Raw genomic sequence first — 14,486 nt, forward strand, 5'->3', positions numbered from 1 at the left:
CCGACATGATCAAGCGTATTGCACAAACCGCAGGCTTCAGCGGGTTGCTGGCGGCCTTGCTGCTGACCCTGCTGCAGAGCTTCTGGGTGGCCCCGCTGATTCTGCAGGCGGAAACCTATGAACAGGCCCCGGCGGCCGAAGTCCACGAACACGCCGAAGGCGCCATGGCCGGTCACAGCCATGATGCCGAGGCCTGGGAACCGGAAGACGGCTGGCAGCGCACCCTGTCCACCACCGGCGGCAATCTGGTGGTGGCGGTCGGCTTCGCCCTGATGCTGGCCGGGCTCTATACCCTGCGGGCGCCCAGCCGCACTTCCCAGGGCCTGCTCTGGGGCCTGGCCGGTTATGCGACCTTCTGCCTGGCGCCGACCCTGGGCCTGCCGCCGGAGTTGCCGGGCACCGCTGCCGCCGATCTGGTGCAGCGCCAGGTCTGGTGGATCGGCGCTGCCGCTTCCACCGCCGTGGGCCTTGCCCTGATCGTGTTCGCAGGCAACTGGCTGCTGAAACTGCTGGGCGCCGCCATCATCGCCGTGCCTCACGTGATCGGCGCACCACAACCGGAAGTGCATTCGATGCTGGCCCCGGAAGAACTGGAAGCGCAGTTCAAGATCGCCTCGCAGTTGACCAATGCGGCGTTCTGGCTGGCCCTCGGGCTGATCAGCGCCTGGCTGTTCCGGCGCAAGAACACGGACCTGTACCCGGCATGATCGAAAGGCGCGCGGCGCCGGCCCTGGTGGTCGGCCTGGGCTGCCAGAAAGGCTGCCCGGCGACCACGCTGCGCGCCCTGCTTGAGCAGGTGCTGCAAGCCCACGGCCTGGAGAGCGGGCAATTGCTGGCCCTGGCCAGTATCGACTTGAAGCGTAACGAACCCGGCCTGCTGCAACTGGCGGATCAACTGGCCCTGCCACTGACCTGCTTCAGCAGCAGTCAACTGGCGCCTTATGCCCCGCGCCTGAGCCATCGTTCACAGATCGCCTTTGAACACAGCGGCTGCTATGGCATTGCCGAAAGCGCCGCCCTGGCCATGGCCGAACAGCTATCCGGTGGCCCGGCCGAACTGCTGGTTTCCAGGCAAAAATGCGCCCAAGCCACCCTGGCATTGGCCACTGCCCGGTAGAATCGCCGACAATTCCCTTCTTCGAACATGAGCGTTCTTCATCTGCCGCTCTGCTCCCGCCTTTTTTTTGCACAGGACACAGCCATGACTGTCTATTTCATCGGTGCCGGTCCCGGCGATCCGGAACTGATCACGGTCAAGGGCCAGCGCCTGATCCATCGCTGCCCGGTGATCATCTACGCCGGCTCGCTGGTGCCCGAGGCCGTCCTCGAAGGCCACAGCGCGATACGAGTGATCAACAGCGCCGAGCTGCATCTGGAACAGATCATCGAGGCGATCAAGCACGCGCACGACCAGGGCCAGGATGTAGCCCGGGTACATTCCGGCGATCCGAGCCTGTATGGCGCCATTGGCGAGCAGATCCGCTGCCTGCGGGAGCTGGGTATTCCCTTCGAGATCATCCCTGGCGTCACCGCCACCGCCGCCTGTGCCGCCCTGCTGGGAGCCGAATTGACCCTGCCGGATGTGTCCCAAAGCGTGATCCTGACCCGCTATGCGGACAAGACCGCCATGCCGGCCGGTGAAGAATTCGCTAGCCTCGCGGCCCACGGCGCCACCATGGCGATTCACCTGGGGGTCAACCACCTGGAGAAGATAGTCACCGAGCTGCTGCCGCACTACGGCGCCGACTGCCCGATTGCCGTGGTACACCGAGCCACCTGGCCGGACCAGGACTGGGTCCTGGGCACCCTGGCGGACATTGCCGATAAAGTCGCGGCCAAGGGCTTCCGGCGCACGGCGCTGATCCTGGTGGGCCGGGTGCTGGCAACGGACGCGTTCAGCGAATCATCGCTGTACCGCGCCGGACACGTGCACCTCTATCGCCCCTGACCCTCTTTGCAGGAACTGGCTCGCCAGCGAAGGCAATCTCGGCATTGGCGCAAGGCTCTAGGGCCCTTTCGCCGGCAAGCCGGCTCCTACGGAGGCTTATTTCGGGAGGCGTTGGTTTGCGGGCATAAAAAAACGGCGCTCACGGGGCGCCGTTTTTTTGTTCGCAGCGAACGCCTTAGTAGTAGGCGTTTTCTTTCTGCGTGTGGTCGGTGACATCACGTACGCCCTTGAGCTCGGGGATGCGCTCGAGCAGGGTGCGCTCAATGCCTTCCTTCAAGGTCACGTCGGCCTGGCCGCAACCCTGGCAACCGCCACCGAATTGCAGCACGGCGATGCCGTCGTCAACGACGTCGATCAGGCTGACCTGACCGCCGTGGCTGGCCAGCCCTGGGTTGATCTCGGTTTGCAGGTAGTAGTTGATGCGTTCGTTGACCGGACTGTCGGCATTGACCATCGGCACCTTGGCGTTGGGCGCCTTGATGGTCAGCTGGCCGCCCATGCGGTCGGTGGCGTAGTCGACCACCGCGTCATCGAGAAAGCCTTCGCTGAAGGCGTCGATGTAGGCGGTGAAGCTCTTCAGGCCAAGGGCCTTGTCTTCGGGTTTCTCTTCGCCCGGCTTGCAATAGGCGATGCAGGTCTCGGCGTACTGAGTTCCTGGCTGGGTAATGAAGATGCGGATGCCAATCCCCGGGGTGTTCTGCTTGGATAGCAGATCAGCCAGATAATCGTGGGCGGCGTCGGTAATGGTTATGGCGCTCATGGTGGTTCCTCGCAGACGTGGGCGCAGTTTACGCCAATCGACGCCGCTGACAAAGTCCTAGTATTTTTGTCGGGATAGACCTTGGTATAGGGCTTCCCCGGGGCCCGCCAGCGGGCGTCCCGAGGACAGATAGCGGCCCTGTATCAGAGGTTTTCGTAACGGTTCATGTCCATGACTCCGGCCTCGACCGGGTCGACTTCCTGCAGATAACGGGTCTGATCGTGGAAGTACTGCCAGAACTGCGGATGACTGCGGCGAATCCCCCAGCGATCGACGATCTTCTCGAAGCCGGCGGCATCCCTGGCCGCTTGCATGGCCTGGACAAATGCCGGCACCTGCTCGCTCGGAACGTTGAACATGAAGTTCGGATAACTGCTGAGAATGCCCGGAAAAATGGTCAAGGTGTCCAGACCCGGCTGGTAGCGTAGCGACTCGCCCAGCATGAAGGCCACGTTACTGTGGGCGCGATTGCGCAGCATGCTGTAGAACTCGCGCTTGCCGCTCGGGGCCTGGACCCGCAGCAAGGTGGCTTCCGGCAACTGCTCGATGACCTTGAGTCCCGCCGCCGGACGCGACGCCAGGCGGCTCAGGGCCTGATCGGCATCCTGCAACGCCGGGTCGATATTGGGCCGCGAGCAATAGGCACTGTCACAGCGATTGATCGGGTCCGGCTTGGCGTTGAGCTCGCCATAGCGGGCCAGCAACTGATGGGCGAAGTCTTTCTTCGGGTCCTTGGGGTCCAGTTTCAGGGCGCTGCGCTTGTCGTCGTCGATGGACTCGTAATCCAGCCACATCTTGAACTTGCCGCTGTTCTGGTACCAATCGTCAAGGAAATCTTCACGAGTCCCAGCGGGCATCAGGCGCAGGAAGTTCTGCTCGGCGCCGTTGCGGATCAGGTCGAAGTACAACCGGGTCTGGGCCTGGTGGGAGACGTTGCCGAACACGTCGAAATTCACCGCCAACTGATAATAGGTGCGCTCCAGCAGCGGGTAATCGAACAGCCACATCGTCTGCGGCACCTCGCCGATCAGGCCCTTGCTCACCGAAGCACTGTCGAAGTGGCGGAAGATGCTCAGCAGCGCGTTGTCGTTGCCGGCCCACAGGGTCGACCAGCTGGGGGCCGGAGAGTCGGCATAGAAGTCGCGGCGCAGGGCTTCGTACTCGTTGCGCTTGTCGCGATAGGACAGCCACAGGCTGAGCACGCTGCCGACATCGTCGTTCTGCCCAGGCATGGCCAACAGCGGTGTGGCTTGGCCACGATAGGTAGGATCGGTGATGTACAGGTCGTGTTCCGGGGCCTGGAACAGCGCCCAGAAGTTGTCGCGGATCACATCGGTGGCGATCTGCCCGCGGCACACCGGGCCACGAATGAAGGTGCGCACGAAGTATTCGGCGTTATCCAGCATGAACTGGTAGCGGGCCTTGGCCGGAATCGCCTCGAAGGTCTCGAACGGATTGGCCCGGCGCCCCGGCCCGTAGCCCGGCAAGGCGCTGACCTGCCAGTCGCCGCTGTAGAACAGGGTCTTGACCCGGGCCATCTTCGCCGCGCTCAGCGGGTAGGTGATGTGGGTCTTGTGCACGATCACCCCTTGCACCGGCCACAGGCGGTAATACACCTGGGTGCCCGGGTCGTCGTTGGGGCGCCGGGTGTTGATCAGGTCGATGGGCTGGCCGCTGGGGGTCCGCGAGCGCACCCACTGGAAGAAGTGCCCCGGCTCGCCGCCTTCGAAATAGATATGGGCCAGGAACCAGTGCTCGTAGAGCCAGCGCGCCACCAGGCTTTCCCGCGCGCCGGGGGCGTTGAGCAGGTTCTCCCACTGGGCCACTTGCAGGCTTTCCCGGGCACTGGGGGCCAGGCCCTGTTCGTCGATCGGCGCGCCGGAGGCCAGCCAGCGTTGCAGGGTCTGGTACTGCTGGTCAGTGAGGCCGGTGACGGCCAGGGGCATGCCCTCCTTGGGATGAGCACCGGCATAGGCGTCGAACTCCCCCGGCTGCGGGCACATGTTCTCCCGGCTCAAGCCCAGCACGATCTCGCTGGGCAGCTTGGCATTGGGTTGCAAGGGGGTGCGGTGGCCGAGTTCGAGCATGCGCGCCATCAGCGCTGCCTGGCTGCCCTGGGCGTCGAGCACCGAATAGAAGCCCTGGCGCTGCCAGGCCGCCTTGCCGCTGGCGTCATAGAACAGCCGCGTAGGCGCCTGGGCCTTGCTGCGCTCACCGTCGTACACCGGAATCTTCGAGGCACCGCGACCGGCCCCTTCGCCACTGCCCAGGTTGAGCTGACAGGCGGAGTCGTAGCAGGCATGACAGGCCACGCACTTCTCGGTGAAGATCGGCTGGATGTCGCGGGTGTAGGAAATGGCCGGTGCGGGACCTTGGGCCATGCACAATGAACTGAGCAGCAGCAAAGCGCTGGCAACGACAAAACGGTACGGCATGTCCCTGGTCCCGAAAGTAAAAAAAACGCCGCGATTCTACCGATGTCGCCCGGCCACCAACATGAGCGATATTCATGTAAAACCCGTACATGCCGCAAATCCATGCAGGTTTGCTATGATCCACGCCCTTCGTTATGGCCCTACCAGGTAGTTCTCATGTCTGATCGCAGTGCTCGCCTCCACGCTCTCCAGCAAGCCCTCAAAGAGCGCATTCTGATTCTCGATGGCGGCATGGGCACCATGATCCAGAGCTACAAGCTCGAAGAACAGGACTACCGTGGCAAGCGTTTCGCCGACTGGCCCAGCGACGTCAAGGGCAACAACGACCTGCTGGTGATCACCCGTCCGGACGTGATCGGTGGCATCGAAAAAGCCTATCTGGATGCCGGCGCCGACATCCTGGAAACCAACACCTTCAACGCCACACGCATTTCCATGGCCGATTACGGCATGGAAGAACTGGCCTACGAATTAAACGTAGAGGGCGCACGCCTGGCCCGCAAGGTGGCCGACGCCAAGACCCAGGAGAACCCGGACAAGCCGCGCTTCGTCGCCGGCGTCCTGGGCCCGACCAGCCGCACCTGCTCGCTGTCGCCCGACGTCAACAACCCCGGCTACCGCAACGTCACCTTCGATGAACTGGTGGAGAACTACACCGAGTCCACCAAGGGCCTGATCGAAGGCGGCGCCGACCTGATCCTGATCGAGACCATCTTCGACACCTTGAACGCCAAGGCGGCAATCTTCGCCGTACAGGGCGTGTTCGAAGAGTTGGGCGTCGAGCTGCCGATCATGATTTCCGGGACCATCACCGATGCCTCTGGCCGCACCCTGTCGGGCCAGACCACCGAGGCCTTCTGGAACTCCGTGGCCCACGCCAAGCCGATCTCGGTGGGCCTGAACTGCGCCCTGGGCGCCAGCGAACTGCGCCCCTACCTGGAAGAGCTGTCGAACAAGGCCAGCACCCACGTTTCGGCGCACCCCAACGCCGGCCTGCCCAACGAATTCGGCGAATACGACGAACTGCCGGAGCAAACCGCCAAGGTTATCGAGGAGTTCGCCCAGAGCGGCTTCCTGAATATCGTCGGCGGCTGCTGCGGCACCACCCCGGGGCACATTGCCGCCATCGCCAAAGCCGTGGCCGGTTATGCCCCGCGACAGATCCCGGACATTCCCAAGGCTTGCCGCCTGTCGGGCCTGGAGCCCTTCACCATCGATCGCAACTCGCTGTTCGTGAACGTTGGTGAGCGCACCAACATCACCGGTTCGGCCAAGTTCGCCCGGCTAATCCGCGAGGACAACTACACCGAGGCCCTGGAAGTCGCCCTGCAGCAGGTGGAAGCTGGCGCCCAGGTGATCGACATCAACATGGACGAAGGGATGCTGGACTCGAAGAAGGCCATGGTCACCTTCCTCAATCTGATCGCCGGCGAGCCGGACATCTCCCGCGTACCGATCATGATCGACTCCTCGAAGTGGGAAGTGATCGAAGCCGGCCTCAAGTGCATCCAGGGCAAGGGCATCGTCAACTCCATCAGCATGAAAGAAGGCGTCGAGCAGTTCATTCACCACGCCAAGTTGTGCAAGCGCTACGGCGCTGCCGTTGTGGTAATGGCCTTCGACGAGGTCGGCCAGGCCGACACCGAGGCGCGCAAGAAGGAAATCTGCAAGCGCTCCTACGACATTCTGGTCAATGAAGTGGGCTTCCCGCCGGAAGACATCATCTTCGACCCGAACATCTTCGCCGTGGCCACCGGCATCGAGGAACACAACAACTACGCGGTGGACTTCATCAACGCCTGCGCCTACATCCGCGACGAACTGCCCTATGCCCTGAGCTCCGGCGGCGTGTCCAACGTGTCGTTCTCGTTCCGCGGCAACAACCCGGTGCGTGAGGCGATCCACTCGGTGTTCCTGCTGTACGCGATCCGCAATGGCCTGACCATGGGCATCGTCAACGCCGGCCAGCTGGAGATCTACGACCAGATCCCGCAGCAGCTGCGTGACGCCGTGGAAGACGTGGTGCTCAACCGCACGCCAAACGGCACCGACGCGCTGCTGGCCATCGCCGACCAGTTCAAGGGCGATGGCAGCGTCAAGGAGGCGGAAACCGAGGAATGGCGCAGCTGGGACGTCAACAAGCGCCTGGAGCACGCCCTGGTCAAGGGCATCACCAGCCATATCGTCGAAGACACCGAAGAGTCGCGCCTGAGTTTCAGCCGCCCGATCGAAGTGATCGAAGGCCCGCTGATGTCCGGCATGAACGTGGTCGGCGACCTGTTTGGCGCCGGCAAGATGTTCCTGCCCCAGGTGGTGAAATCCGCCCGGGTGATGAAACAGGCAGTAGCCCACCTGATTCCGTTCATCGAACTGGAGAAAGGCGACAAGCCGGAGGCCAAGGGCAAGATCCTCATGGCCACGGTAAAAGGCGATGTGCACGACATCGGCAAGAACATCGTCGGCGTGGTCCTGGGCTGCAACGGCTACGACATCGTCGACCTCGGGGTGATGGTGCCGGCGGAGAAGATCCTCCAGGTGGCCAAGGAGCAGAAGTGCGACATCATCGGCCTGTCCGGGCTGATCACTCCGTCCCTGGACGAGATGGTCCACGTCGCCCGCGAGATGCAGCGCCAGGATTTCCACCTGCCGCTGATGATTGGTGGCGCCACCACCTCCAAGGCCCACACCGCGGTGAAGATCGAACCCAAGTACAGCAATGACGCGGTGGTCTACGTCACCGACGCCTCCCGCGCCGTGGGCGTGGCCACCCAGCTGCTGTCCAAGGAGCTCAAGGCCGGCTTCGTCGAGAAGACCCGGGAGGAGTACGTGGAGGTGCGCGAGCGCACCGCCAACCGCAGCGCCCGTACCGAGCGCCTGAGCTACGCCGCAGCCATCGCCAAGAAGCCACAGTTCGACTGGGCCAACTACCAGCCGGTCAAGCCAACCTTCACCGGCGCCCGGGTGCTGGACAACATCGACCTCAAGGTGCTGGCCGAGTACATCGACTGGACGCCGTTCTTCATCTCCTGGGACCTGGCCGGCAAGTACCCGCGCATCCTTGAAGACGAAGTGGTGGGTGAAGCCGCCACCGCGCTGTACAAGGACGCCCGGGAGATGCTCGACAAGCTGATCAACGAGAAGCTGATCAGCGCCCGCGCGGTGTTCGGCTTCTGGCCGGCCAACCAGGTGCAGGACGACGACCTGGAAGTCTACGGCGACGACGGCCAGCCATTGGCCCGCCTGCACCACCTGCGCCAGCAGATCATCAAGACCGACGGCAAGCCGAACTTCTCCCTGGCGGACTTCGTCGCGCCCAAGGACAGCGGCATCACCGACTATGTGGGCGGTTTCATCACCACCGCAGGCATCGGCGCCGAAGAAGTGGCCAAGGCCTATCAGGACGCCGGCGACGACTACAACTCGATCATGGTCAAGGCCCTGGCCGATCGCCTGGCCGAAGCCTGCGCCGAGTGGCTGCACCAGCAGGTGCGCAAGGACTACTGGGGCTATGCCCAGGATGAGCAGCTGGACAACGAGGCGCTGATCAAGGAGCAGTACAGCGGTATCCGCCCTGCCCCGGGTTATCCGGCCTGCCCGGATCACACCGAGAAGAGCACCCTGTTCGCCCTGCTCGACCCCGAGGCCAGCGAAGGCCGCGCCGGCCGCAGTGGCGTGTTCCTCACCGAACACTTCGCCATGTTCCCGGCGGCTGCAGTCAGCGGCTGGTACTTCGCCCACCCGCAGGCGCAGTACTTTGCGGTGGGCAAGGTCGACAAGGACCAGGTACAGAGCTACACCGAGCGCAAGGGCCAGGACCTGGCCGTAAGCGAACGTTGGCTGGCGCCGAACCTGGGCTACGACAACTGACCCAGACTCTGTAGGAGCCGGCCTGCCGGCTCCTACACCAGCCCGCCATCACAGGCGACATTGTCTATGCTCTGTTGACACCCAACCGTGTCGAGGGATTTATGGACGATCCAAGCAGCGACAATCAGCCCCCAACCTTCCTGCAGATGCTGCAAAGCGTGCTGGCGGCCGCCTTCGGCGTACAAAGCGGGAAAAATCGCGCCCGGGACTTCAGTCACGGCAAACCCAGTCACTTCATCGTGCTGGGCATTCTCTTTACCACCCTGTTCGTGCTGGTGCTGCTGGGCATCGCCAACCTGGCGATGCACCTGGCGGGAGTCTGAAACGGCGTCAGCGCAGCAACAGCTGCAAACTGAAGGGATAGCGGTAGCTGTCCAGCTTGCCTTGGGCGGACAGCCCGCGAAAATCGACCCGGGCACCGACCTGATCGCCCAGGCGCATTAGTTGCCGGGCCTGGTCACGGGTCAATGACTGGAACAACGACAAATGCCAGTCCGGCCCTCCCAGACGTCGAGCATCGAACCCCAGCGCATCATCATGCAGGGCCACCAGGGCCCAGCCGCCGCTGGTGAAATGTCCGGCCATCAGCACCGACAACTCCCCGTCGATCAATGCCTGCAAGGCTTCGGGCGAACTGTTGAGTCCACTGAACAGCAGATCGCGCCCCGGCTTGCGACCCAATTCCCGGGCAGCCTGCATGGCCCCCAGAGCCATTTCGTCGTTAGCCGACCAGATCAGTTGCGTCTGTGGATAGCGCTGCAACAGCTGTTGTGCTTGTTCGTGCGCCCGCTGCCGGTTCCATTCGCCATACACGAGCTGGCGCAGACGCACCTGAGGATTTTCCGCCAGGGCCCGGTGCAGCCCTTGCTCGCGCAACTGCGCGGCCGGCGTGACTTTCACCCCGGAAAAGGCCAGCAAATCGATTGTTTGCCCGGCAGGCAAAGGGCCATGCTGGCGCAACAACTCCTTGAGCATCCGATAACCGGCCTCTTCATCGTTGCTCATCATGCTGCCGATCCAATCGGAGTAACTGCTGCGACTTTGGCGGATCAACGCCCGCTGATCCTCGGTCAGTGGGCTGTTGACGATAAATAGCTTGACCCCGGAACCCTGCGACATGCGCAGGATCTGCGGAGCGACATACTGTTCGTTGACCAATATCAGGTAATCGGGCTTTTGCGCTCGCTGAAACAGCTCCCGAGCCTGATCGAGAGAATTCTGCGGATTGCGTTCGCCATAGAGAATTTGCAGGTCCATGCCCAGATCCCGGGCGGCTGCCTGCATGAACCGCGAATAACTGACCCAGAAGGTTTCCGTTGAATTACCGGGGTTGAGAAACACCACCGACGTTGCTTGAGCCACCGCCCAGAACGGCAAACTCAGACATATCACCCACTTGCACAGAACCTTGAACATTGTGAAAAGAGCCCCTGGATTATCCCAGGCAGTATAACTGGCAAATTGCTGGCCAACGGCGGCAAATTGTCCTGATTGTCCGACAATTCGGGCTCTTCTTTTACGCTCGACTACTGGTGGCTGACCCAAAACACGGCCGTACCCACGACCAGTATGATCAGAAAGAGAATGGCCCAAGCATCAACGCTACTGTCACTTTTCCTTGTTTTGGTTGGATGGCTCATAGCATCGCCTCTAGTAGATTTTGTCGGTGACTGCTCAAAGACACGACCACAGTTAAGACCAGGATTGTCCCCACCTCAAATGTGGATACTCATATACCCCTACCGTTAGTCGTTTTGGTTCTTTGCATATACTCAAACATCACTTTTGCGCATAACCACAAACTGGTATCGTTCGGCGGCTCCGACCGGAGTGCGCGGCCGTGCGCGCAGATTTGCTTACATGGGTGGGGTTGAGCGAGAACGAAGGCAGGACGAGGTGAAACCGGCGACAAGCCCCGGTCGACGCCAGTCGAAGCAACGTACCGAAGCCGTTCACCGCAGTATTTGCCAAGTGCGCTTTGGCGCCACCTGTAGCCTGAGAACTGGACCTATATGTACGTATACGACGAGTACGATCAGCGGATCATCGAGGACCGCGTCAAGCAGTTCCGTGATCAGACCCGACGCTATCTGGCAGGCGAGCTGAGCGAAGAGGAATTCCGTCCCCTGCGCCTGCAGAATGGCCTTTATATCCAACGTTTTGCCCCAATGCTGCGGGTAGCCGTGCCTTACGGCCAATTGACCTCGCGCCAGGCGCGGATGATGGCCAAGATCGCCCGTGACTACGACAAGGGCTATGCGCACATCAGCACCCGGCAAAACGTGCAGTTCAACTGGCCAGCCCTGGAAGACGTGCCGGACATCCTGGCCGAACTGGCCACCGTGCAGATGCACGCCATCCAGACCAGCGGCAACTGCCTGCGTAACGTCACCACCGACCAGTTTGCCGGTGTCGCCGCCGACGAGTTGATCGACCCGCGCCCCTGGTGCGAGATCGTCCGTCAATGGACCACCTTCCACCCCGAATTCGCCTATCTGCCGCGCAAGTTCAAGATCGCCATCAACGGCTCGACTTCCGACCGCGCAGCCATCGAGGTCCACGACATTGGCCTGGAGCCGGTGTACAACGCTGCCGGCGAGCTGGGTTTCCGCGTGCTGGTCGGTGGCGGTCTGGGCCGTACCCCGGTGGTCGGCGCCTTCATCAACGAGTTCCTGCCCTGGCAGGACCTGTTGAGCTACCTCGACGCCATCCTGCGGGTCTACAACCGCTACGGCCGTCGCGACAACAAGTACAAGGCGCGGATCAAGATCCTGGTCAAGGCCCTGACGCCGGAAGTGTTCGCCGAGAAGGTCGAGGCGGAAATGGTCCACCTGCGGGGCGGCCAGACCACCCTCACCGAAGCCGAAGTGCATCGGGTGGCTAAACACTTCGTCGACCCCGACTACAAGGCCCTGAGCAACCAGGACGCCGAACTGGCGGCCCTGGACAAGGAGCACCCGGGCTTTGCCCGCTGGCGTGCGCGCAACACCCTGGCCCACAAGAAGCCGGGCTACGTTGCCGTGACCCTGTCGCTCAAACCTACCGGCGTAGCGCCGGGGGACGTGACCGACAAGCAGTTCGACGCCATCGCCGATCTGGCCGACCGTTACAGCTTCGGCCAGTTGCGCACCTCCCATGAACAGAACGTGATTCTCGCCGACGTCGAGCAGAGCCAACTGTTCACCCTGTGGGGCGAGCTGCGTGAAAACGGTTTCGCCACGCCGAACATCGGCCTGCTGACCGACATCATCTGCTGCCCGGGCGGCGACTTCTGCTCCCTGGCCAACGCCAAGTCGATCCCGATCGCCGAATCCATCCAGCGCCGTTTCGACGACCTGGACTACCTGTTCGACATCGGCGAGCTGGACCTGAACATCTCCGGCTGCATGAACGCCTGCGGTCACCACCACGTCGGCCACATCGGCATCCTCGGAGTGGACAAGAAAGGCGAGGAGTTCTACCAGGTGTCCCTGGGTGGTAGCGCCAGCCGCGACGCGAGCCTGGGCAAGATCCTCGGCCCGTCCTTCGCCCAGGACGACATGCCCGACGTGATCTCGAAGCTGATCGACGTGTACGTGGAACAACGTACCGAAGACGAACGCTTCATCGACACCTATCAACGTATTGGCATCGACCTCTTCAAGGAGCGCGTCTATGCAGCGAATCATTAAGAACAACGAGGTCATCGACGAAACCTGGCACTTGCTGCCCAAGGACGCGACCCTCGACGGCATCTCCAACTGCGACGACCTGATCGTGCCGCTGGCCTTGTGGCGCGACCACGCCCACGCCCTCAAGGCCCGCGATGGCGGTCTGGGCGTGTGGCTGGATGCGGACGAAGAAGCCGAGGAGATCGGTGACGACGTCGAGCATTTCCAGGTCATTGCCCTGAACTTCCCGGCCTTTACCGATGGCCGCAACTACTCCAACGCCCGCCTGCTGCGTGACCGTTATGGCTACAAAGGCGAACTGCGAGCGATTGGCGACGTGTTGCGCGACCAGCTGTTCTACCTGCACCGCTGCGGCTTCGACGCCTACGCCCTGCGGGCCGACAAGGACCCCTACGAAGCCCTTGAAAGCCTCAAGGACTTCTCGGTGACCTACCAGGCCGCTACCGACGAACCGCTGCCGCTGTTCCGTCGCCGCTAAGCCCTGGCGCCAACAAAAAGCCCTGAACCGGTTTCCCGGTCCAGGGCTTTTTTGTACCTGCTTCCGACCCTGGCGCAATAGCCGGCTTGCCGGCTTCTGCAAGTGGTGGCTTACCAGAAACGCTGCTGGGTCAGGCGGCTCCACCAGGTCAGCAGCACGCGGTCGATGGAACCGCTGGCCGCCAGCCCCACACGCTCCTGCAAGCTCTTGCGCTCGGCATAGTGCAGGTGGAACACCTCGGCATTCTTGGCTTTGTCCGCCAGGTACTCATCGCTGGTTTTCAGCTCGTCCACCAGCAGCTTCTCCTGCGCCGCCACGCCCAACCAGACTTCACCGGTGGCCACTTCATCAATGGCCAATTGCGGGCGATAGCGAGACACGAAGTTCTTGAACAACTGATGGGTCACATCCAGGTCTTCCTGGAACTTCTCCCGGCCCTTCTCGGTGTTCTCGCCAAACACCGTCAGGGTGCGCTTGTACTCGCCGGCGGTGAGCACTTCAAAATCGATGTCGTGCTTTTTCAGCAGGCGGTTGACGTTGGGCAACTGGGCCACCACGCCGATGGAGCCGAGGATGGCGAACGGCGCGCTGATAATCTTCTCACCGATGCAGGCCATCATGTAGCCGCCGCTGGCCGCCACCTTGTCGATGCATACGGTCAAAGGCACCCCGGCCTGGCGAATACGCGCCAGTTGAGAGGAAGCCAGGCCATAGCTGTGCACCATGCCGCCACCGCTTTCCAGACGCAGCACCACTTCATCCTTGGGCGTGGCCAGGCTCAGCAAGGCGGTGATCTCATGGCGCAGGCCTTCGGTCGCCGAAGCCTTGATATCGCCATTGAAGTCCAGCACGAACACCCGGGGCTTGGCCTCGGCCGGTTGTTTCTTCTGTTTCTTCTCGGTCTTGCCCTGGGCCTTGCGCAAGGCCTTGAGCTGATCCTTGTCCAGCAGGCTCTGCTCCAGGCGCTCGCGCAGGTCCTTGTAGAAATCATTCAGCTTGCTGACCTGCAACTGCCCGGTGCCTTTGCGGCGGCCCTTGCTGCGCAGCGCAGCGGCAGTGATCAGCACCACCAGGATGGCGACCACCAGGGTCACGGTCTTGGCCAGAAAACTGGCGTATTCGGCGAAAAACTCCACAGGGACTCCTCAAACATGAACCGCTGCCAACCAGCAGCGCAATGGGCTCCAGCATACCGGCGCGACCGGTCGGCCACCAGTCGCGAAACCTCGTGTTACGAGGCTCCAACAAGCATTTCAAACAAGCGTATGTTTTTTCATTGACAGCTCACTGGCATCCTCATAACCTCGCAAAACTTTCAACGTACCGG

The 14,486-nt window shown here is 62.2% G+C and carries 11 protein-coding genes; 7 read left to right on the forward strand and 4 right to left on the reverse strand.

All coding sequences use genetic code 11. The features are described from left to right. Nucleotides 1–5 precede the first annotated feature (5 nt). From ACMGF8_RS23965 to cobM, 3 genes are all read left to right on the forward strand, one after another. On the forward strand, nucleotides 6–707 hold the full coding sequence (locus tag ACMGF8_RS23965) for a CbtA family protein (protein ID WP_115580390.1): 702 nt from the start codon (nucleotides 6–8) through the stop codon (nucleotides 705–707). Continuing rightward, a complete protein-coding gene (locus tag ACMGF8_RS23970; RefSeq protein ID WP_416757404.1) occupies nucleotides 704–1,117 on the forward strand; it encodes a cobalamin biosynthesis protein in 414 nt (137 codons plus the stop codon). The genes ACMGF8_RS23965 and ACMGF8_RS23970 overlap by 4 nt, the downstream gene beginning before the upstream one ends. Nucleotides 1,118–1,201: 84 nt before the next feature. Continuing rightward, nucleotides 1,202–1,948 (forward strand): precorrin-4 C(11)-methyltransferase, encoded by a 747-nt coding sequence (cobM, locus tag ACMGF8_RS23975; protein WP_416757406.1) that lies wholly within the window; start codon nucleotides 1,202–1,204, stop codon nucleotides 1,946–1,948. Nucleotides 1,949–2,123: 175 nt separating this feature from the next. On the opposite strand, the gene nfuA is transcribed toward cobM, so the two are convergent. Both nfuA and ACMGF8_RS23985 read right to left on the reverse strand, forming a co-directional pair. Then, nucleotides 2,124–2,708, reverse strand: a complete 585-nt coding sequence (gene nfuA / locus ACMGF8_RS23980; RefSeq protein WP_102864880.1) for a Fe-S biogenesis protein NfuA — start codon at nucleotides 2,706–2,708, stop codon at nucleotides 2,124–2,126. Between the two features lie 143 nt (nucleotides 2,709–2,851). Beyond that, a complete protein-coding gene (locus ACMGF8_RS23985; protein WP_102864879.1) occupies nucleotides 2,852–5,143 on the reverse strand; it encodes a fatty acid cis/trans isomerase in 2,292 nt (763 codons plus the stop codon). Nucleotides 5,144–5,299: 156 nt separating this feature from the next. Here ACMGF8_RS23985 and metH point away from each other — a divergent pair, with 156 nt between their 5' ends. Beyond that, on the forward strand, nucleotides 5,300–9,010 hold the full coding sequence (metH, locus tag ACMGF8_RS23990; protein ID WP_102864878.1) for a methionine synthase: 3,711 nt from the start codon (nucleotides 5,300–5,302) through the stop codon (nucleotides 9,008–9,010). Nucleotides 9,011–9,111: 101 nt separating this feature from the next. Beyond that, entirely contained in the window at nucleotides 9,112–9,333 is a 222-nt protein-coding gene (locus tag ACMGF8_RS23995) for a DUF2970 domain-containing protein (protein ID WP_102864877.1), read from the forward strand. A gap of 7 nt (nucleotides 9,334–9,340) precedes the next feature. On the opposite strand, the gene ACMGF8_RS24000 is transcribed toward ACMGF8_RS23995, so the two are convergent. Then, nucleotides 9,341–10,426 (reverse strand): ABC transporter substrate-binding protein, encoded by a 1,086-nt coding sequence (locus ACMGF8_RS24000; RefSeq protein ID WP_416757409.1) that lies wholly within the window; start codon nucleotides 10,424–10,426, stop codon nucleotides 9,341–9,343. Nucleotides 10,427–11,022: 596 nt separating this feature from the next. Here ACMGF8_RS24000 and ACMGF8_RS24005 point away from each other — a divergent pair. Then, nucleotides 11,023–12,681, forward strand: a complete 1,659-nt coding sequence (locus ACMGF8_RS24005; RefSeq protein ID WP_047305033.1) for a nitrite/sulfite reductase — start codon at nucleotides 11,023–11,025, stop codon at nucleotides 12,679–12,681. After that, nucleotides 12,665–13,159 carry a DUF934 domain-containing protein gene (locus tag ACMGF8_RS24010; protein ID WP_016966421.1) on the forward strand — a complete coding sequence of 165 codons (495 nt, stop codon included), beginning with the start codon at nucleotides 12,665–12,667 and terminating at the stop codon, nucleotides 13,157–13,159. Before ACMGF8_RS24005 ends, ACMGF8_RS24010 begins: the two co-directional genes overlap by 17 nt. Before the next feature lie 110 nt (nucleotides 13,160–13,269). Here the strand turns inward: ACMGF8_RS24010 and sohB are convergent, their stop codons facing one another. Then, nucleotides 13,270–14,295 (reverse strand): protease SohB, encoded by a 1,026-nt coding sequence (sohB, locus tag ACMGF8_RS24015; protein WP_102864875.1) that lies wholly within the window; start codon nucleotides 14,293–14,295, stop codon nucleotides 13,270–13,272. Nucleotides 14,296–14,486 lie beyond the last annotated feature (191 nt).

This window comes from Pseudomonas sp. BNK-7 (assembly GCF_048072025.1).
GTDB classification, from domain to species: domain Bacteria; phylum Pseudomonadota; class Gammaproteobacteria; order Pseudomonadales; family Pseudomonadaceae; genus Aquipseudomonas; species Aquipseudomonas danubii.

What these genes read in the sequence shown, in the direction of transcription:
- ACMGF8_RS23985 (WP_102864879.1), bottom strand. Translation starts at nt 5,143, where the DNA reads ATGCCGTACCGTTTTGTCGTTGCCAGCGCTTTGCTGCTGCTCAGTTCA.
- ACMGF8_RS24010 (WP_016966421.1), top strand. Translation starts at nt 12,665, where the DNA reads ATGCAGCGAATCATTAAGAACAACGAGGTCATCGACGAAACCTGGCAC.
- metH (WP_102864878.1), top strand. Translation starts at nt 5,300, where the DNA reads ATGTCTGATCGCAGTGCTCGCCTCCACGCTCTCCAGCAAGCCCTCAAA.
- ACMGF8_RS23965 (WP_115580390.1), top strand. Translation starts at nt 6, where the DNA reads ATGATCAAGCGTATTGCACAAACCGCAGGCTTCAGCGGGTTGCTGGCG.
- ACMGF8_RS23970 (WP_416757404.1), top strand. Translation starts at nt 704, where the DNA reads ATGATCGAAAGGCGCGCGGCGCCGGCCCTGGTGGTCGGCCTGGGCTGC.
- nfuA (WP_102864880.1), bottom strand. Translation starts at nt 2,708, where the DNA reads ATGAGCGCCATAACCATTACCGACGCCGCCCACGATTATCTGGCTGAT.
- ACMGF8_RS24005 (WP_047305033.1), top strand. Translation starts at nt 11,023, where the DNA reads ATGTACGTATACGACGAGTACGATCAGCGGATCATCGAGGACCGCGTC.
- cobM (WP_416757406.1), top strand. Translation starts at nt 1,202, where the DNA reads ATGACTGTCTATTTCATCGGTGCCGGTCCCGGCGATCCGGAACTGATC.
- ACMGF8_RS24000 (WP_416757409.1), bottom strand. Translation starts at nt 10,426, where the DNA reads ATGTTCAAGGTTCTGTGCAAGTGGGTGATATGTCTGAGTTTGCCGTTC.
- ACMGF8_RS23995 (WP_102864877.1), top strand. Translation starts at nt 9,112, where the DNA reads ATGGACGATCCAAGCAGCGACAATCAGCCCCCAACCTTCCTGCAGATG.